This window comes from Pseudomonas sp. LBUM1676 (assembly GCF_059695605.1).
Genome location: NZ_CP166777.1, coordinates 4,357,839 through 4,377,374, shown reverse-complemented (window position 1 = coordinate 4,377,374; position 19,536 = coordinate 4,357,839). Strand labels below are relative to the sequence as shown.

Sequence of the window (19,536 nt, the reverse complement as noted above, 5' to 3'; positions counted from 1 at the left end):
TTCATTAGCTTTCGATCAGGGGTAATGCAATGAGCGATAACAAAAACAAGATTACTCAAGCGAACCAGGAATCAAGTTTCCCGCGCCGGGATTTTCTTATAGGGAGCTTGAAGTACAGCGCAACCGCCGCTGCGGTGGCCGGGGCGTTCTCCATGGGCCTGCCGTTGGGTGCCTTCGCCGAGGATGCAACACCAAAACCCGGTGGTGTGTTGCGGCTTGGCTTGGCCGGTGGCAGCACAACCGACTCGAAAGACCCCGGCTCCTGGGTCGATACCTTCACCTTTGTCGGTTTCTCGGCGATCTATAACACCCTGACCGAAATTGCTGTCGACGGCACGGCGATTCCCGAACTGGCCGAAAGCTGGATGTCGACCCCGGACGCACGCGTCTGGACCTTCAAATTGCGCCAGGGTGTGACCTTCCACAACGGCAAGACCCTGACCGCCGACGACGTGGTCGCCTCGATCCAGCATCACCTCGGGGATAAATCCAGCTCGGCGGCCAAAACCGTGTTGGGCGATGTGGCCAAGGTCAGCGCCAACGGCAGCGACAGCGTGGTGTTCGAACTGCATTCGGGCAACGCTGACTTCACCTACGTGGTCGCCGATTACCATCTGGTGATCATGCCGAGCAAGGACGGGGTGCCAGTCTGGCAGGCCGGTGTCGGCACCGGCGGTTATCGCCTCAAGGACTTCGAACCGGGCGTGCGCATGACTCTGGAACGCAGTCCGGACTACTGGAAACCGGGCCGCGCGCACTTCGCCAGCGCCGAACTGATCGGGATCGCCGATGGCGCCGCGCGAATCAATGCGTTGGTCACCGGGCAAGTGGACGTGATCAACAAGGTCGACCTGAAAACCGTGGCGCTGCTCAAGCGCAATCCGAACCTGGTCATCGAAGAAACCAAGGGCGCCCAGCACTACACCTTCCCGATGCTCACTGACAGCCAGGTGTTCCAGAACAACGACGTGCGCATGGCGATGAAGCACGCGATCAACCGCGAAACCCTGCTCGCTTCGGTGCTGTACGGTTACGGTCTGGTGGGCAACGATCACCCGATCCAGCCGGGCAGCCGCTTCATCAACACTGCGCTGGAGCAACGCAGCTACGATCCGGACAAGTCGCGTTTCTACCTGAAAAAGGCCGGCCTGGATTCGCTCAAGGTGCGCCTGCAAGCCTCCGATGCGGCGTACACCGGCGCTGTCGATGCCTCGGTGCTGTTCAAGGAGCAGGCACGTGCGGCGGGGATCGACATCGATGTGGTGCGCGAGCCCGCCGACGGTTATTTCTCCAATGTCTGGATGAAGCAGCCCTTCACCACCTCGTTCTGGTACAGCAGCCTGACCGCCGACCGCATGTTCAGCATTGGCTACGCCAAGGGCGCGGCCTGGAACGAAACCCATTGGGACAACCCGCGTTTCAACCAATTGCTCAACGCCGCACGGGGCGAGATGAACGACCCGCTACGCCGCGAGATGTACAACGAAATGCAGGCGCTTTGCCGCGATGACGGCGGGGCGATCGTGCCACTGTTTGCCAGCTCCGTGGCGGCCCGTTCCAACCGCGTCAGTCACGGCGGGCAGACTGCGCCGTATGGCGAGCTGGATGGTTTGCGCGTGATCGAACGGTGGTGGCAGGCGTAATCGGGATAGTCAAAACACTGAAGATCAATTGTGGGAGCGAGCCTGCTCGCGAATGCGGTGTGTCAAACAACATCAATGTTGACTGAGATGACGCATTCGCGAGCAGGCTCGCTCCCACAGTAGTTGTGATGGTCTTCACCAGCGTGCCCATTTCAAGGAACTGCACGATGAAGAGTATTTTCAAGCTGCTGTTGCAGCGTTTGGCATTGGGGCTGTTGTCGCTGTTTGCGGTGTCAGTGATCATTTTTCTCGCGGTCGGCATGCTGCCGGGCGACATCGCCCAAGCCATGCTCGGCCAGTCCGCCACTGCGCAAACCGTGTCGGCGTTCCGTGCGCAACTGGGTCTGGACCTGCCGCCGCTGACCCGTTTCGGGCACTGGATCTGGAACCTGCTGCAAGGTGACCTCGGCGCGTCGCTGGCCAACCAGCGGCCGATCGCCGAACTGGTCGGCACACGCCTGGGCAACACTTTCAGCCTGGCGTTGCTGGCGGCGCTGGTGTCGGTGCCGCTGGCCTTGATGTTGGGGATGCTCGCGGCGTTGTATCGCAACAGCTGGTTCGACCGTTTGCTCAATACCTCGGCCCTGAGCGCGGTGTCGTTCCCCGAGTTCTTCGTCGCCTACCTCCTGATCCTGGTGTTCGCGGTGAAGCTCAACTGGTTTCCGAGCATTTCCAACCTGTCGCCGGATGCCTCCCTCGGCACGGTACTGGAACGTTCAGTACTGCCGGTCGCCACCCTGAGCCTGGTGGTGATCGCGCAGATGATGCGCATGACTCGCGCCTCGCTGATCAACCTGCTGGCCAGCCCGTACATCGAAATGGCCCGGCTCAAGGGCATCAGCCAGTCGCGGATCATCTTCCGTCATGCCTTGCCCAATGCCCTGGCACCGATCGTCAATGTGGTGGCACTGAACCTGGCGTACCTGGTGGTCGGTGTGGTGGTGGTCGAAGTGGTGTTTGTTTATCCCGGACTCGGCCAGTTGCTGGTGGACTCGGTGGCCAAGCGCGATATCCCGGTGGTGCAGGCCTGCAGCCTGATCTTCGCCGCGACGTACATCCTGCTCAATACCAGCGCCGATGTACTGTCCATCGCCAGCAACCCACGCCTGATGCATCCGAAGGGGTAAGCCATGAGCCTGTTCAAACAATTAGTGCAAGCGCCGCTGAGCGCGAAATTCGGCCTATTGGTGATCGTGGTCTACATCCTGGTGGCTTTGCTTGCGCCGGTATTGGCGCCGTTCGGCGAAACCCAAGTGGTGGGCGAGGGCTTCGCGCCGTGGGGTGGGCAGTTCCTGTTGGGCACCGATAATCTGGGGCGAGACATGTTCAGCCGCCTGGTCTACGGCGCACGCAACACCTTGGGCATTGCCTTCCTGACCACGGTGCTGGCGTTTTTGCTCGGTGGCCTCGGCGGGTTGATCGCGGCAATCAAGGGCGGCGCGATTGATCAGGGTTTGTCGCGGGTGGTGGATATCCTGATGGCCATTCCGCAACTGATTTTTGCCTTGCTGATCCTCAGCGTGGTCGGCACCACGGCGACTTCGCTGGTGTTGGTGATTGCGCTGCTGGATGCGACCCGGGTGTTTCGTCTCTCGAGGGCGGTGGCGATGAACGTGGTGGTGCAGGATTTCGTCGAAGCCGCGCGCCTGCGGGGTGAAGGCCTGTGGTGGCTGGTCACCCGCGAAGTGCTGCCAAACGCAGCGGCGCCGTTGATTGCCGAATTCGGCCTGCGGTTCTGCTTCGTGTTCCTGTTCATCAGTGCGCTGTCGTTCCTCGGCCTGGGCATTCAACCGCCCACCGCCGACTGGGGCAGCATGGTGCGCGACAACGCCGTGCTGATCACCTTTGGCGACATCAGCCCGTTGCTGCCCGCCCTGGCCGTGGCGTTGATCACGGTCAGCGTCAATTTCGTCGTCGACTGGATGCTGCACAAATCCAGCGGCCTCAAGGAATGCTGAGCATGACGACATCCAAACCTTTGCTGGAAATCCGCGACCTGCACATCGAAGGTCACTACGAAGACGCCTGGCATCCGCTGATCAAGGGCATTGACCTGACCCTGCTACGGGGCGAAGTGCTGGGACTGATCGGTGAGTCTGGCGCGGGCAAGTCGACTCTCGGCCTGTCGGCCATGGGCTACACCCGCGATGGCTGCCGGATCACTGGCGGTTCGGTGCATTTCGACGGTTTCGACCTGCTCAAGGCCAAACCCGAAGCCCTGCGCAAATTACGCGGCTTGCGCATTGCCTACGTTGCGCAGAGCGCGGCGGCCTCGTTCAACCCGGCCCATCGGCTGATTGATCAGCACGTGGAAACCGCGGTGAAAAACGGCGGCATGAGCCGGGCCCAGGCCATGAGTGAAGCGGTGGAACTGTATCGAGTGCTGCGCCTGCCCAATCCCGAGCAGATTGGCCAGCGTTACCCGCATCAGGTGTCGGGTGGCCAGTTGCAGCGGGTCATGACCGCGATGGCCATGGCCTGTCATCCGGACCTGATTATCTTCGACGAGCCGACCACCGCGCTGGACGTCACCACCCAGATCGAAGTGCTGGCGGCGATTCGCGATGCCGTGAAAACCTACGGCAGCGCGGCGATCTACATCAGCCACGACCTGGCGGTGGTGGCGCAGATGGCCGACCGCATCATGGTGCTGCGCCACGGCAAACTGGTGGAAGAGGCCGAAACCCGCAAGATGCTCCGCGACCCGCAGGAGGACTACACAAAGTCATTGTGGGCGGTGCGCAGTTTTCGCACGGAACCCAAGGCATGCCCGCAGCAGGAAAAACCACTGCTGGAATTGCGCGACAGCTGCGCCAGCTACGGTCATCAACCGGTGCTGCACGATGTTTCGTTGAAGCTCTACCGTGGCCAGACATTGGCGGTGATCGGCGAGTCCGGCAGCGGTAAAAGTTCGACGGCGCGTCTGATCACCGGTTTGCTGCCGCCGACGGCCGGCCAGGTGCTGTATGACGGCGAGCCACAGCCAGCGGACTTTCGTCAGCGCAGCAAGGAGCAACTGCGGCGCATCCAGATGATCTACCAGATCCCCGATACGGCGCTCAATCCACGCCAGCGCATCGTCGACATTATCGGCCGTCCGCTGACGTTCTATCTGGGGCTCAAGGGCAAGGCCATGCGGGCGCGTGTCGCCGAGCTGCTGGAAATGATCGAACTGGACCCGGCGACGTTCATGGAGCGTCAACCCCGTGAACTGTCCGGAGGCCAGAAACAGCGGGTCTGCATCGCCCGGGCGCTGGCGGCCGATCCACAGCTGATCATTTGCGACGAAGTCACCTCGGCACTGGATCAGCTGGTGGCCGAAGGCGTGCTCAAGTTGCTCAACCGTATTCAACAGCAACTGGGCGTCGCCTACCTGTTCATCACCCACGATGTCGCCACCGTGCGCGCGATTGCCGATGAGGTGCTGGTGATGCAACGGGGCAGGGTGGTGGACCACGGTTCGCGCAGCGCGATCTTCACCCCGCCGCACCAGAACTACACCGGGCTGCTGTTCTCATCGGAACCGCAAATGGACCCCGACTGGCTCGACCGCTTGCTGGCCAGTCGCGCCGCCACGAATTCAAACCCTACGCTGGAAAAAGTCTAAGGAATCGCCATGAAAGTACTGATCGTCCACGCTCATCCCGAGCCAAAATCCTTCACCGCGGCCCTGCGTGATCAGGCTGTCGCCACCCTTGAAGCCCAGGGCCATGAGGTGCAGGTCAGTGACCTGTACAAGATGAACTGGAACCCGGTGGCCAGCGCCGACGACTTCTCGTCGCGGGAAAATCCCGAGTACCTGGTGTATGCGCTTGAGCAACGTTTGGGCGTGAAAAGCCAATCGTTGGCGGCGGATATCCACGCTGAACTGGACAAACTGTTGTGGGCCGACCTGTTGATCCTCAACTTCCCGATTTTCTGGTTCTCCGCCCCGGCCATGCTCAAGGGCTGGATCGACCGGGTGCTGGTGTCCGGCATCTGCTACGGCGGCAAGCGCTTCTACGATCAGGGTGGCATGAGCGGCAAGACGGCGCTGGTCACCGTCACCTTGGGCGGTCGCGACCACATGTTCGGCGACGACGCTATTCACGGTCCGCTGGAGGACATGCTGCGGCCGATCCTGCGCGGCACCCTGGCGTACGTCGGTTTTGATGTGCTGGAACCTTTTGTCGCCTGGCATGTGCCGTACATCAGCGACGAGGCGCGCAAAGACTTCCTTTTGGACTATGCCAAGCGCCTGGAACACCTGAATGACGAGCAACCCTTGGTGTTTCCGAAGCTGTCACAGTTCGATGAAAAGCTCTATCCACTACAAAAACTGGCCACTGGCGATGCCTGATTAACACCACAAACCCCTTGTGGGAGCGGGCTTGCCCGCGAAAGCGTCGGCACTATCAGTATTGATGTTGGCTGACCCACCGCAATCGCGGGCAAGCCTTGCTGGCGGGAGCGAGCCTGCTCGCGAAAACGTCGGCACTATTAATCAACCCGCTACGCAAAAACGCCACGACTGTCGTAAAAACGACCTGTTTACGCTGAACGCGAAGCCTGAGAATTTTTCTGTTGAACGAGTGTTCAGCTTGGTCTATGTTCGTTTCACATCTCTCTCCCGGTTGGTTGCGGGCTTGCGTTTCTTCACTTTGAACGAGGCACTGGCATGCGGTTTTCACCCTTTGTTGAGCGAATCTCAGGGCAAGGCGTTGCTGCCTGGGATATTCATTACGCCGCGTTTGAAGCACGACGCCGTGGCGAGGATGTCATCATTCTTAGCGTCGGTGATCCGGATTTCCCCACGCCCGACTTCATCACCGATGCCGCCATCCAGGCCCTGCGTGAAGGTGACACTCACTACACCGAAATCGCCGGTCGCATGGCCTTGCGCGAAGCCATCGCCGCGCGTTATGGCAAGCTGTTCGATCGTGCGTTGCAAGCGTCAAACGTCATCGTCGCGGCCGGGGCGCAAAACGCACTGTTTGCAGCTTCGATGTGCCTGCTCACTGCCGGCGATGAGGTCATCGCCCTCGATCCGATGTACGTGACCTACGAAGCAACGCTCAAGGCCTCCGGCGCCACGCTGGTGCGGGTGGCCTGCTCGGCGGATGATGATTTTCGCGTCGATGCCGCCATGCTGGCCAAGGCAATCACCCCGAAGACCCGGGCCATGTTCTTCTCCAACCCGAACAATCCCACGGGCGTGGTGATGAACCGCGAAGAGCTGCAAGCTATCGCCGACCTTGCCATAGCCAATGACCTGTGGGTCGTGGTCGACGAAGTCTATGAAAGCCTGACGTTCGAGCGCGACCATCTGAGCCTGGCGGCGTTGCCCGGCATGGCCGAGCGTTGCGTGGTGATTGGCAGTCTGTCGAAATCCCACGCCATGACCGGCTGGCGCATTGGCTGGATCGTCGCCAATCAGGCATTGGTCGCGCATGCCGAAACCCTGGTGTTGAGCATGTTGTACGGTTTGCCGGGGTTTGCCATGGAGGCCGCGCTCAAGGCCGTGCAGGCCCATGAAGAAGTGACTCACGGCATGCGCGATATCTATCGTCGTCGACGTGATCTGGTGATGGCAGGTCTATCGGATTGCCCGGGGATTTCAGTGCTCAAACCCGATGCCGGCATGTTTGTGCTGATTGATGTGCGCGGCACCGGTCTGACCTCGCTGGAGTTCGCCTGGCGGCTGTTGCGCGAGGCGCGCGTCTCGGTGCTGGACGCTGCCGCCTTCGGCGAACCCGCACAAGGTTTTGTGCGCCTTTCGTTCACCCTCGGTGAAGAGCGGCTGGCCGAGGCCTGTCAGCGTATCCGTGATTTCATCCTGGTGCTCAACGGCGAAGCGCCACGGCCCGTCATTGCACGCGTGACCCGTGAAGCCGTGGCGGCGCCCGTTGCGGCCCGGACCATGATCGAGGTCGAGCAACTGCACAAACGCTTTGGCAATATCGAGGTGCTCAAGGGCGTGTCCCTGACCGCCCGCGAAGGTGAGGTGATCTCGCTGATCGGCGCCAGCGGTTCGGGTAAAAGTACCTTGCTGCGCTGCATCAACATGCTCGAAGTGCCGGACCAGGGGCGCATTCTGGTGGACGGCGAAAGCATCCACCTCAACCAAACCCGCCCCGGCCTGCCGCTGGTGTCCGACGCCAAGCAGCTTGTGCGCATAAGGTCGAGCCTGGGCATGGTGTTCCAGAACTTTAACCTCTGGCCCCATCGCACGGTGCTGGAGAACCTTATCGAAGCGCCGACCCAAGTCCTGCGTGAAAGCCGTGCCGAAGCCACTGAACGGGCCGAAGCCTTGCTCGAACGTGTCGGGCTTGCAGCCAAGCGTAACGAGTACCCGGCGTTCCTTTCCGGGGGACAGCAACAACGGGTGGCCATCGCCCGTGCCTTGGCCATGCGGCCCAAGGTCATGCTGTTCGATGAACCCACCTCGGCACTCGACCCGGAACTGGTCGGCGAAGTGCTGCGGGTGATCCGCTCTCTCGCCGAAGAAGGCCGGACCATGATCCTGGTGACCCATGAAATGGCCTTCGCACGTGATGTCTCTTCCAAAGTTGCCTTTTTGCATCAAGGGCTGATCGAGGAAACCGGTTCGCCGGATGAAGTGTTCGTACACCCACGCAGCGAACGTTGCCGACAGTTCGTCAACGCTCATCAGACTCGCTAATCCATCATAAAAAGACGGGAAAAAAATCATGGGGAATCGACGATTTGCAAACTGGTTTACCGGCGTGGCCTGCGTATTGCTGGCCAGCATGAGCGCGGCACAGGCTCAGCCGATCAGGTTCGCGGTGGCGGCCGAACCCTATCCGCCGTACACCGAGAAACAGGCCAACGGTGAGTGGAAGGGCTTTGAGGTCGACCTGATCCACAAGCTGTGCAGTGAAATGAAAGCCGAGTGCGAGATCAAGGAAGTGGCATGGGATGGGATCATTCCATCGCTGCTGGCGAAGAAGATCGACGTGATTTTCTCCTCAATGTCGGTGACCGAAGAGCGGGAAAAACAGATCGCTTTCAGCAAGGCCTACTACGATTCGGTGATCGCTATTGTCGGGCCGAAGGATGCTTCGGTTAAAAAATACCCCGACGACCTCAAGGGCAAGACCATCGGCGTGCAGAACTCGACGGTGAGCGCCAGCTACCTGAAGACTTACTACGAAAAAATTGCCGACGTTAAGTATTACGACACTCAGGACTCGGCCAACGCCGACATGATTGCCGGTCGCATCGACCTGATGATGGCCGACGGCACGGCCATGGCGTCATTCGTCAAGACTGCGGACGCGAAAGACCTGGCCTACCTCGGCGCCGTCCCGTACGACCCGATCTTCGGCAAGGGCGTGGGCGCCGGTCTGCGCAAGGGTGACACCGAACTCAAGGCCAAACTCGACAAGGCGATCAAGACCTTGCTGGCGAGCAAGGACTATGACGACTTGTCCCAGAGCTACTTCGGTACCAGTGTGAAGCCGACGTTCTGACAGCAGAAGCGCACAACATCCCTTGTGGGAGCGAGCCTGCTCGCGAAAGCGGTGGGTCAGCTTGCATCGACGTTAGATATTCGGACGTCTTCGCGAGCAGGCTCGCTCCCACAGGATCGCGTCAAGTTGATGTGAGCTAAGCGGAGACTGAAATGCCAACGATGTTCGAGATGATCGGTTTCAGCGAACAAGGATGGGGCGGGGCGCTGCTGAAGGGGCTCCTGATGACCCTGCAGATATCGGCCGGGGCCTTTGTGGTCGGGCTGATCGTCGGATTGATCGTAGCCTGCCTCAAATTGGGTGCGCCCAAGCCGATTGCGGTACTGGCGCGTGGTTACACCACGTTGTTCCGCGCCGTACCAGAGTTGTTGATGATCCTGTTGCTGTTCTATGTCGGTTCCATGCTCCTCAATTCGTTGATGGAGTGGTTGGGTTACGGCGCAGTGAATGTCAGCGGGCCACTGGCGGCGATTGTGGTGCTGGGATTGGTACAGGGCGCGTACGCGTCGGAAATTTTCCGGGCGGCGATACAGGCGATTCCTTATGGCCAGATCGAAGCCGGGAAGGCGTTTGGCCTGCACGGCTTAGGGCTGTTTCGGCGTGTGACGCTGCCGATCATGGCGCCTTATGCAATGGCGGGGATGTCGAACCTGTGGATCAACCTGATCAAGGACAGTGCGTTGATCAGCGTGGTCGGCACCAACGAGTTGTTGTACACCGCCAAGCAAGCGGCGGGGTCGACACGCCAATATCTGTTGTTCTACCTCACGGCTGCGGCGCTGTACTACGCAGTGACTCTGGTGTCCAACTATCTGTCGGGACGGCTAGAGCGACGTATTCGTCGCTGGATGCCTCTTGTTGACTAAACCGGCTGAGTGAATGAAATGATTCCAGCGTGGACAGTTGAATACGCATCGTTGTTGATTCGAGGGTTGCAAACAACCATCGAAATTCTGTTGATTTCCTCTGTGTTCGGTTTCGTGCTGGCGGTTCTTGTGGCGCTGGCGCGGATTTCGAAAAACAAAGTGATTGCCAAGGTCAGTCAGTTCTATACCAGCGTGACGCGCGGTACACCGTTGCTGATCCAGATCTACATTTTCTACTACGGTCTGGGCAGCCTGTTTGCGCAGTTTCCGCTGATACGGGGCAGTTTTTTCTGGCCTTATCTGCGCGACGGTTACTGGTACATCGTGTTCGCCCTGGTGATTTCGGTGGGTGCGTACGTTGGCGAAGTGATTCGCGGTGGCCTGCTGGCGGTGCCCAAAGGCGAAATGGAAGCCGCTTCGGCGTTTGGCATGACTGCGAGTCAGGCTCTGTTGCGGGTGCGTTTGCCTCGGGCGCTGCGCTTGCTGTTGCCGACCCTGGCCGGGGAAACCGTGATGCTGCTCAAATCCACGGCTCTGGCATCGACCATTGCAGTGATCGACTTGCTGGGCGCGGCCAACGTGGTGCGGGCCCAGACGCTGCAAGTGTATGAACCGTTGCTGCTGGTGGCCGGCGTGTACGTCTGCCTGACGTTCCTGATCGAGGCGTTGTTTGCGTTTGCCGAACGGCGGGGAACGCCGGTACGCAGGTCCGCATGATGAATAAGCCACGGGTTGACCGCTCGCTACAAGGCATTGGCCTGTGCACTTTGGGCTACGCGTTTCTGTCCTTGCAGGACGCGGGCATCAAGTGGCTGGTGGACGATTATTCGGTGTTCACGATCCTGTTCTGGCGCGCGGTTGTGGTGGCGGTCGCTTGTTTGCTGGTGGGCCGCCTGCCATTGGTCCAGCGAGCATGGCGTTCGTCCAGTCGGCGTTTGCTGGTGGTGCGCGGCTTGCTGTCGATCGCCGCCTGGCTGATGTATTACACAGCGGCCAGGGACCTGACGCTGGCGGAAATGACCACCCTGTACTTCTCGGCACCGATCATGGTGACGGTGCTGGCGACGGTGATTCTCAAGGAGCGCGTCACCGGTTGGCAGTGGTTCGCCCTGATTATCGGGTTTGTCGGCGTGGTGATTGCCTGTCGCCCCAATAACATGGCCGATCCGTTGCCGATTGTTCTGACGCTATTGGCGGCGATGTGCTGGGCGTTTACCTACATCCAGTTACGCCAGGTGGACGACCAGACCTCGGTGCTGGAACAGATGCTGATCACCAATGTGGTGTTTGTCATCTGCATGACGGTGGCCTTGCCCTGGACCTTCACCCCGACACCGACTCCCGCCTGGTCAGGCATGATCGGCGCAGGGCTGATGGGCGGTATCGGGCAGTTCCTGTTGTTCGCCAGTTTCCAGCGCGCCACCGCGACCGTGCTGGCGCCGTTCGAGTACACCGGGCTGATCTGGGCGTTCCTGTTGTCGAGCCTGATCTGGGGCACGCTGATGGATGTGTCGCTGATGATCGGCGCCGGTCTGATCGCGGTCAGCGGCACCCTGGCGATGATCTTCGGTCGGCACCCGTCACAGGACGTCGTCGGCTCCGAATGCTCCGTGTCGCAGCCCCTTTATCCAGCAGCGGCAGATGTGGAGGCCGTTGGCGGGGCTGAAGGTCTCGGGGTTGAGGCACCACTCGATCCAGAGACCGTCGAGCATCGCCGATAAACCGATGGCGGCGGCGATCAGCGCATCGATGCTGCCGAAATGGTGATTGAGCAGGCCAACGGACACTCCAGCCTCGGTAGCGATGCGCCGTACGGAAATCCCGGCGTGGCCATCGCGAACCAGACAACGCAAGGTCGCGGCAACCAGCAGTTCGCGGCGTTCGTCGGGATCGGCGCGGCGGTTTTTCGGGGCGATGGTAGTCACAAAAAATTCCTTGAAGTAGCTGCTCGTTGGCGAGCTTAGTTGAACAGACGTTCAATCTCCAGTATCGGCAGCGACGATGTTTAACAGTCATGACGGGAGGGCAAACGCATGGTCCAGGATGTTTCGTTCGACGTACTCAACAATAACGGCGACGCGGTTCAGGTCGGTGCCTGGCGTTTCGTGGGCGATGGCCATGGGCCGACGGTGCATTTGCAGGCCGGGGTGCATGCCGACGAAATCGCCGGAATGCTGGTCTTGCATGTGTTGATGCAACGTCTTTACGTGGCTCAGGCACAGGGCCGGTTCAAGGGCAGTGTGACCGTGGTGCCACAGGCCAATCCCCTGGGCGCCGGGCAGTTTTCCCAGGGGCGGATCCTCGGGCGACATCACGATGCGACCGGACAGAACTTCAATCGCGGATTCGACCGGTCGGCGGCGATGGAACGACCTTCAACCAACGTTCAGCAGTGGCAAAAAAAACTGGTGCAGCTGGCGGCGTCGGCGGACCTGATGCTCGACCTGCACACCGATGACGAAGCGCTGCCATACCTCTATGTACACCGCAGTTTCTGGCCCCGTGGCCGCGAACTGGCGGCGGCGATGAAGATGGACGTGGCGATCATCTGGGACGACGGTGGCGATGGCTCCTTCGAGGAGACCATCATTGCGCCGTGGCTGCGCGACGGCACCACCGATCAGCACATGGCCGCGACCCTGGAGCTGCGGGGACAGGGCGACGTCAGCGATCGATTCGCCGAGCAGGATGCCGAGGGCCTGTATGCCTGGCTGTGCGCAAATGGGGTCATCGACGATGCGGTGTCAACGACTGACTGGCCCGTTGAAGCCGTGGACATGGGACACATGGAGACCATTCTTGCACCGCAACCGGGGGTGCTGATCTTTGAAAAGGAACTGGGCGATGTCGTCGAAGAAGGACAGCGTTTTGCGCGAATCTTGCGTCGACCGGGTGATCCGAGCTCCGAAGTGGTGCTGTTCGCCGAGCAAACCGGGCGCCTGGTCACATGCTCTCGGGATCGTTTCATTTCCCAGGGCATGGGGGTGGCGAAGTTCACTGGCACTCGCTTGTCGCGGAACTGGAGCGGAGGGTTGCTGGACCCGAACTAGTTGGCCGGCTGTCACATTCCGGCTGACATATTGTTGAGCGAAACATGGGGCGACGTTCACTACGGTGAATCATGCACCCCGGTTTTTGCTCCTTTTACTGTCCGATCGAGAGGTCAGGAGGCACAATCGCACCACCCTTCATCACCACGGGGAGGGTCTCAAGAATCGAAATATCAGCAATCGGATCGCCGTCGACCGCGATCATGTCGGCGTAGCGACCCGCGCTGACGGCGCCGACATCCTCCTGCCAATTGAGCAAGTCGGCAGCGACCACAGTGGCGGACTGGATCGCCTGCATCGGTGTCATTCCGAACTTCACCATGTAGGTGAATTGTTTGGCATTCGTGCCAATTGGATAAACACCCGCGTCGGTGCCATAGGCAATCTTCACCCCAGCCTTGACCGCTTTGCGAAATGCCTGACGCTGTACGTCAGTGGTCTCGGTGTTCTTGCGCAAGTAATCCTCCGGCCAGTTTTCCTTGCGACCGACCTCATCGATGTAGTCACCGTTATAGATATCCATCACCAGGTAGGTGCCTTTTTCTTTCGCCATTTTGATGCCTTCGTCATCCAGCAGCGAGGCATGTTCAACAGATTTTACGCCGGCACGGATAGCCGCCTTGATGCCTTCGGCACCATGGGCATGCACGGTGGCGTAGCTTTTGTGAATCTTGGCTTCCTCCACCACCGCGCGCATTTCTTCTTCGGTCATTTCCATTTGACCCGGTTCGGTCCCTTCGGCCAGTACCGAGCCGGTGGCCATCATCTTGATAGTGTCCACGCCGTGCTGGAACAGGTAACGGGTTTTCGCTTTCGCATCATTGGCATCACGATAAACCCCGACTCGCATATCCGCCGGAATCTCCACACCTGGCGCAAATCCTGTTACCTCCCCACCACCGCCCGCAACGGTGATGTACGCGCCGACCACGTTCATTCTTGGCCCCAGCACCCGGTTAGCGTTGATCGCATCACGCAGCGCGACATCGGTAAAAGCGCGGTAGGTGCCAAGGTCATGCACGGTTGTGAAACCCGCGCGCAACGTTTGATAGGCGTGTTTCGCGCCAATCAGCGCGACATCCTGAGGCGAATGCAGGAGCGGCTCGGCGACATTGTTGGTCATGTCCCAATCGGAGATATGCGTGTGCATATCGATCAGACCTGGCAACACGGTTTTGCTCGACCAATCGATGACTTTGCTATTGGCCGGTGGTGCACTCCAGGGCTCCACGGCAACGATGCGCTCGCCTTCCACCTTGATGCGTTGATCGGTCAACATCTTACTCCGCTCGACATCCACCAGACGGCCGGCGTGGATGTAGACCGTGTCGGCTTGAGCTGTTAATGCCATCGACGACAGTGTTACGGCTAACGCAATGCACTTTACTGAAAAGTTTTTCATGCAAGACCTCTTATTTTAAACGCAGGGACGTTTCTTCAAAACAGATCCAAAGGGAATTCTGTAATTATTCTCAGTTGCTTCACACTATCGCCGGTAAATGCATGTTCGGCATAGCGCACTCGCACGGACAGATCCTTGAGCGCACCCGTTTCAACAACGGTTTTCAGGTCGATATCGCGTTCTATCTGTTTATCGGCATGAGCGAAGTAGGCGTATAGGCCGTCCGGGTCGACTTTCTCATTATCGATATCGAACCCATAGACATAACGCAGCCCAAGTGTTGTGCGCAATCCGCCATGACTTCCGAAGTCATAGGCATAACCGAGACCGACTGACTTTTCTCCGGGGCCATTGAAATCCCCATATTGCGAAGAGTTCGCCAGGTAGATGGAGTCCATGTAAGTGCCATCTGAGCCCATCAAATAGTCGAACGGTTGCCTGCCGTGTATTTTTTGCAAGGACAACGTGTAAGTGTGCGGGCCGTTTCCATAAGCGGTCGCTAACGACCAGGCCGTGACGTTTATTGCACCGGCATTGGCCTTCCCTTCATCGAGTGAGCGATAGAGGTTGAAATCAAAGCTCAGTGTTTGTTCTGCTTCCAGAGGGAAGGTGTAATTGGCATTAACGTAGAACTGACGCCACAGATCTTCTGCACGAGATGCATAAAAGGCGACGCTACCCTCATCGACGGGCTGGTACGTCAACCCGGCGTAGTCCACGTCGCCGGCGTCCACCCCAGCGTACCCGGCCATGAACCCCTCGTTGTGATTTGTGGTTGTATAACCTCGGGAGGAATAAAAATGCCCGATATCGATACTGATCTTGTCGATATCATCACTTAATAATTGAAAGCCCCTTGTGGTCATCGGCATCAATCTCAAGTCGGGCGTTGCGAACACAGGATTATAAGGACGCAGATCGCCATACTTTATAACGGTGTTCGACCATTTCATCTTTATCGACGCATTTAGCGTAGAGGACTCTGTTCTTTCTCCCTCACCATCGGCGGGGAACATTCCCGTGCCCACCGTGCCACGCCCACCGTCCAGCTTGTAAGCGGTGTAGGCACTTGCATCAACACCGAATCCGATATCGCCTTGGGTGAAACCGGATTGATAGTCCAACTGGAAACCCTGTCCCCACCCTCGGGAATCGGGATAATCAGACAATGAGTTTCGATTGAAATACATATTGCGCGCAATCAACTTGGCGGCTCCACCTTCGACAAAACCTTCTTGGGTTTCATCAGCCTGCGCTTGCAAAGAACTTGCGGACATCGAAAATATAAACAGACCCAACAGTGGACGCTTCTTCATTGGAGGCCTCTGGGTTTTGATTCTTATTGTTTTATAGACCCGCCTGTACAACTCAGTGGTAATCAGTCTCCTGAAATCAAGCCATACCGAAATGTCTGGAATTAGTGATCATTTCTACGGTGAGCGATAGCGTGAAGTTTTGAATTCGTGCCGCTTGCAGAAGCGAAAAAAGAAGGGTGAGGCCGGCCCGACAAAGGCTGGCCTCGTACCGGGCTTAAACGGGTTTGAAGCAATAGGCAGCCAGTTTGTTGCCGTCCGGATCACGGGCATACGCAGCGTAGGCGTTCGGCGCCCAGCCACGTGGCCCAGGGAGGCCTTCACACGTACCGCCAGCGGCCAATGCTGCGGCATGAAACGCGTCGATTGCGACACGCGTCGGTGCCTCGAAACTGACGGTCACACCATTCCCGACGCTGGCGGGTGCGCCGTCAGCCGGTTTTAGAACGAAAAAAGCAGGTGCATCTTCGCCCCAGATAGAACCGTTGTCTGCGAGGTCTGCGATACGTTTATGGCCAAGTTTGCCCAGCACGTTGTCGTAGAAGCTGCGGGCTTTATTCAAATCATTGGTGCCAACTGTAACGTGAGTAAAGACACTCATTTTTTAGCTCTCTTTGGTAGAAACGAGGTGGGTCGATGTTGGCGCTAAGAATGTGCCCCGTTCCTCTGAAATTACAGTGATGTATCTGCATTAATCCCATGTGAAGAGCGCATAGAAAACATGAGCTGCCGACGGCTAACCATCGAGCTAAGGTTGGCACTGTCAGAGGAGCCAGGTGCAGCGACTGGCTACGCGCGCCGCGGCAGATTTGAAGGACTGTTTTTGGCCGATTCTGTTGAAAAAGTAGCTCCCCTGTCTGGCCTGCGGCAAAATCTCTGCATTGGCCAGCAGGGAAGCACGCAGCATGATGGGACAGTTATCGAGTGGGCAGGAGCGGCTGTTTTACTCGTTCAACCTTGAAGATCACATTCCAGCCAAGCACCTTCTGAGCAGCATTGATCGGTGTCTCGATCTGAGCGACCTGCGCCATTACCTCGCCGATTTCTATAGCCCGATTGGGCGTCCGTCGATTGATCCTGAACTGATGATCCGCATGCTGATCGTCGGCTACTGCTATGGCATCCGCTCCGAACGGCGGTTGTGCGAAGAGGCCCATTTGAACCTGGCGTATCGCTGGTTCTGCCGGTTGAGCCTTGAAGATGAAGTCCCCAACCACTCGACCTTTTCGAAAAATCGACACGGCCGTTTTCGAGACAGTGATCTGTTTCGCTGGTTGTTCAATGAAGTGCTGCGTCGCTGCATGGACGCCGGTCTGGTCAAGGGCGAAGGCTTTGCCGTGGACGCCAGCATCATCAAAGCGGATGCGAGTCGGCAGCGCGGCGTACCGGGTGATGAACCGGTCAACTGGAGCGATCCGGCCCTGAGCACCCGCGCCGTGCGTGAGTACCTTGAAGGCCTCGATGAAGAGGCTTTGGCCGAAACACTACCCAAGCGCCTGTCGCTGACGGATCCTCAAGCCCGCTGGACCGCTGCTCCAGGCGGCCCAGCTTTCTACGCTTACTCCACGAATTATCTGATCGATACCGAGCACGGCGTGATCATGGATGTGGAACCCACACCGGCTCATCGAACCGCAGAAGTCGAGAGCACCAAGATGATGATCAATCGGGTCGAAGCGCAGTTCGACATCAAGCCAGAGCGCCTCATTGGCGACACCGCTTACGGCACAGCGCCGATGCTGGCCTGGATGGTGGAGGAAAAAGACATCGAACCGCATGTGCCGGTGTGGGACAAAACCGAGCGCAAGAACGACAGCTTTTCGAGTAACGATTTCCACTGGAATGAAGAGGCTGAGGAATACCGCTGCCCAGCCGGCAACGTATTACGCAGTGAATGGCGAGCCTTCAAGAACGAGCGTTCACACGTCACCAAAGCCAACACCATCATCTTCCGATCCCGGCAGACCGACTGCGCTACGTGTCCGATGAAAGCCAAGTGCTGCCCGAACACAGCGTTCCGCAAGATCGCTCGCAGCGTCCATGAAGCCGCTCGCGATGTGGCTCGGCGCATTGCAGCAACGCCGGCATATCAGCGCTCTCGCCACGAACGTAAAAAGGTCGAAATGTTGTTTGCCCACCTCAAGCGCATCCTGAAATTGGATCGCCTGCGGCTACGTGGCATGAGTGGCGCGACCGATGAATTCACGCTGGCCGCTGCGGTGCAGAACCTGCGACGGCTGGCCAAATTTTCATCTCAAGGGCCACCAGTCACGGGATAGGTGCGCCTGCACCAAGCAAAAAACCTCAAATTAACCCACTAACAGAGCAGCAAAGGTCACCGAAGGGCCGAAAAACCACTCAATGTGGTGAGTAGGTTCTCCGGTGGTGGTCGTGCCTGAGTTCAGGCCATTTGAAAATCCGACTTTTTCAACAGAATCGGCCAAAATCAGTCAGTCATGCGATTTGTATAGCTAAGGGGAGGGTGGCGGCTACGGAAAGCTACCAGTGCGATCACCGTTAGCTCTGCTGAGGATGAGAAGGGAATATACACAGGCCGAGCATGAGCAACTCCGGAAGGCGGGCAGAAGAGGGGCAGCCGCACGCAGGGAGCGTCCGGCCAAGGGCTCAGAGCGCGTAGTGGGCCAGCTCGCGGGCGATCAGCAGGCGCTGGACCTCGCTGGTGCCTTCGTAGATCTGGGTAATGCGCGCATCGCGGTAGTAGCGCTCCACCGGGTAATCCTCCAGGTAGCCATAACCACCATGGATCTGCATGGCGCTGGAGCACACGCGCTCAGCCATTTCCGAGGCGAACAGCTTGGCCTGCGAAGCTTCTGACAGGCACGGTAGCCCGGCGCTTTTCAGGCGCGCGGCATGCAGCACCAGCAGGCGGGTCGCATTGAGCCGGGTGTGCATATCAGCGAGCAGGTTGGACACGCTTTGGTGTTCGATGATCGGCTTGCCGAACTGGATGCGTTCACGGGCATACCCAAGCGCAGCCTCGAAGGCGGCACGGGCAATGCCCAAGGCCTGGGCGGCGATGCCGATCCGACCGCCTTCCAGGTTGGACAGGGCAATAGCCAGGCCCTTGCCGCGCTCACCCAGCAAATGGTCGTGGGGGATCGTGCAGTTGTCCAGGGTGACCGCGCAGGTATCGGAGGCCTTGATGCCCATCTTGTGTTCGCTGCGGTCGACCACGAATCCGGGATTGTCGGTCGGCACCAGGAAGGCCGACAGACCCTTCTTGCCCAGTTCCGGATCGGTGACGGCAAAGACAATGGCCAGCCTGGCGCGCTTGCCGTTGCTGACGAACTGCTTGGCGCCATTAAGTACCCACTGGCCGTCGCGCAGTTCGGCGCGAGTGCGCAAGTTGTGTGCTTCGGTGCCGGCCTGTGGCTCGGTCAAGCAGAAACAGCCAATGGCCTGGCCGCTGGCCAGAAGCGGCAGCCAGCTGTCTTGCTGGGATGGGCTGCCATATTTCAGCAGAGGCCCGCAGCCCACTGAATTGTGGATGCTCATCAATGCCCCGAGGGCACCATCGCCGGCCGAGATTTCCTCCACGGCCAGGGCGTAGGCCACATAGTCGGTGTAGCTGCCACCCCAAGTGTCCGGCACGACCATGCCCAGCAGGCCCAGTTCACCCATCTGCGCCACCACGGCGTCATCGATCCAGCTGGCTTTTTCCCAGGCCTGGGCATGCGGGACGACTTCGCTGCGGGCAAAGTCGCGCGCCATGTCGCGGATCATGCGTTGTTCTTCGGTCAATTCGATATCGTGCATTGCGAGTCTCCTG

At 58.9% G+C, this 19,536-nt stretch carries 17 protein-coding genes and 1 pseudogene; 13 read left to right on the top strand and 5 right to left on the bottom strand.

Annotation, left to right across the window (positions count from 1 at the left end; all coding sequences use genetic code 11):
* Positions 1–29: 29 nt before the first annotated feature.
* From ACA041_RS20300 to ACA041_RS20255, 10 genes are all read left to right on the top strand, one after another.
* The gene (locus tag ACA041_RS20300) at positions 30–1,643 is read left to right on the top strand and encodes an ABC transporter substrate-binding protein (protein WP_497436535.1); all 1,614 of its coding nucleotides are present in this window, start codon (positions 30–32) and stop codon (positions 1,641–1,643) included.
* Positions 1,644–1,810: 167 nt separating this feature from the next.
* Positions 1,811–2,770, top strand: coding sequence for an ABC transporter permease (locus ACA041_RS20295; RefSeq protein WP_497436531.1), 960 nt, complete (start codon positions 1,811–1,813; stop codon positions 2,768–2,770).
* A 3-nt stretch (positions 2,771–2,773) separates the two neighbouring features.
* Positions 2,774–3,601 (top strand): ABC transporter permease, encoded by an 828-nt coding sequence (locus ACA041_RS20290; protein ID WP_497436528.1) that lies wholly within the window; start codon positions 2,774–2,776, stop codon positions 3,599–3,601.
* 2 nt (positions 3,602–3,603) lie between these two features.
* Positions 3,604–5,250, top strand: coding sequence for an ABC transporter ATP-binding protein (locus tag ACA041_RS20285; RefSeq protein ID WP_497436525.1), 1,647 nt, complete (start codon positions 3,604–3,606; stop codon positions 5,248–5,250).
* 9 nt (positions 5,251–5,259) lie between these two features.
* Positions 5,260–5,982, top strand: coding sequence for an NAD(P)H-dependent oxidoreductase (locus ACA041_RS20280; RefSeq protein ID WP_497436523.1), 723 nt, complete (start codon positions 5,260–5,262; stop codon positions 5,980–5,982).
* Between the two features lie 318 nt (positions 5,983–6,300).
* Positions 6,301–8,304, top strand: a complete 2,004-nt coding sequence (locus ACA041_RS20275) for an aminotransferase class I/II-fold pyridoxal phosphate-dependent enzyme (RefSeq protein ID WP_497436520.1) — start codon at positions 6,301–6,303, stop codon at positions 8,302–8,304.
* 28 nt (positions 8,305–8,332) lie between these two features.
* Positions 8,333–9,115, top strand: a complete 783-nt coding sequence (locus ACA041_RS20270) for a transporter substrate-binding domain-containing protein (RefSeq protein WP_497436518.1) — start codon at positions 8,333–8,335, stop codon at positions 9,113–9,115.
* A gap of 152 nt (positions 9,116–9,267) precedes the next feature.
* Positions 9,268–9,981, top strand: a complete 714-nt coding sequence (locus tag ACA041_RS20265) for an ABC transporter permease (protein ID WP_497436516.1) — start codon at positions 9,268–9,270, stop codon at positions 9,979–9,981.
* Positions 9,982–9,999: 18 nt separating this feature from the next.
* On the top strand, positions 10,000–10,698 hold the full coding sequence (locus tag ACA041_RS20260; RefSeq protein WP_497436512.1) for an ABC transporter permease: 699 nt from the start codon (positions 10,000–10,002) through the stop codon (positions 10,696–10,698).
* The gene (locus ACA041_RS20255) at positions 10,698–11,702 is read left to right on the top strand and encodes a DMT family transporter (protein ID WP_497442131.1); all 1,005 of its coding nucleotides are present in this window, start codon (positions 10,698–10,700) and stop codon (positions 11,700–11,702) included. Before ACA041_RS20260 ends, ACA041_RS20255 begins: the two co-directional genes overlap by 1 nt.
* On the opposite strand, the pseudogene ACA041_RS20250 reads toward ACA041_RS20255, so the two are convergent.
* Positions 11,655–11,801 (bottom strand): annotated as a pseudogene (locus ACA041_RS20250) (TetR family transcriptional regulator); the annotation flags it as partial. The gene ACA041_RS20255 and the pseudogene ACA041_RS20250 overlap by 48 nt on opposite strands.
* Here ACA041_RS20250 and ACA041_RS20245 point away from each other — a divergent pair.
* Positions 11,742–11,945 (top strand): hypothetical protein, encoded by a 204-nt coding sequence (locus ACA041_RS20245; protein ID WP_497442210.1) that lies wholly within the window; start codon positions 11,742–11,744, stop codon positions 11,943–11,945. The pseudogene ACA041_RS20250 and the gene ACA041_RS20245 overlap by 60 nt on opposite strands.
* Positions 11,946–12,014: 69 nt before the next feature.
* Positions 12,015–13,031 (top strand): M14 family metallopeptidase, encoded by a 1,017-nt coding sequence (locus ACA041_RS20240; RefSeq protein ID WP_497436507.1) that lies wholly within the window; start codon positions 12,015–12,017, stop codon positions 13,029–13,031.
* A gap of 94 nt (positions 13,032–13,125) precedes the next feature.
* On the opposite strand, the gene ACA041_RS20235 is transcribed toward ACA041_RS20240, so the two are convergent.
* The 3 genes from ACA041_RS20235 to ACA041_RS20225 all read right to left on the bottom strand — a co-directional run bounded on the left by ACA041_RS20235 (position 13,126) and on the right by ACA041_RS20225 (position 16,347).
* Positions 13,126–14,433, bottom strand: a complete 1,308-nt coding sequence (locus ACA041_RS20235) for a Xaa-Pro dipeptidase (RefSeq protein ID WP_497436503.1) — start codon at positions 14,431–14,433, stop codon at positions 13,126–13,128.
* A 35-nt stretch (positions 14,434–14,468) separates the two neighbouring features.
* Positions 14,469–15,749, bottom strand: coding sequence for an OprD family outer membrane porin (locus tag ACA041_RS20230; RefSeq protein ID WP_497436499.1), 1,281 nt, complete (start codon positions 15,747–15,749; stop codon positions 14,469–14,471).
* A 214-nt stretch (positions 15,750–15,963) separates the two neighbouring features.
* The gene (locus tag ACA041_RS20225) at positions 15,964–16,347 is read right to left on the bottom strand and encodes a VOC family protein (protein WP_497436494.1); all 384 of its coding nucleotides are present in this window, start codon (positions 16,345–16,347) and stop codon (positions 15,964–15,966) included.
* 304 nt (positions 16,348–16,651) lie between these two features.
* Here ACA041_RS20225 and ACA041_RS20220 point away from each other — a divergent pair, with 304 nt between their 5' ends.
* Entirely contained in the window at positions 16,652–18,025 is a 1,374-nt protein-coding gene (locus ACA041_RS20220) for an IS1182 family transposase (RefSeq protein ID WP_497436490.1), read from the top strand.
* A gap of 346 nt (positions 18,026–18,371) precedes the next feature.
* Here ACA041_RS20220 and ACA041_RS20215 read toward each other — a convergent pair whose 3' ends face one another.
* Positions 18,372–19,523 carry an acyl-CoA dehydrogenase family protein gene (locus tag ACA041_RS20215; protein ID WP_497436486.1) on the bottom strand — a complete coding sequence of 384 codons (1,152 nt, stop codon included), beginning with the start codon at positions 19,521–19,523 and terminating at the stop codon, positions 18,372–18,374.
* Positions 19,524–19,536 lie beyond the last annotated feature (13 nt).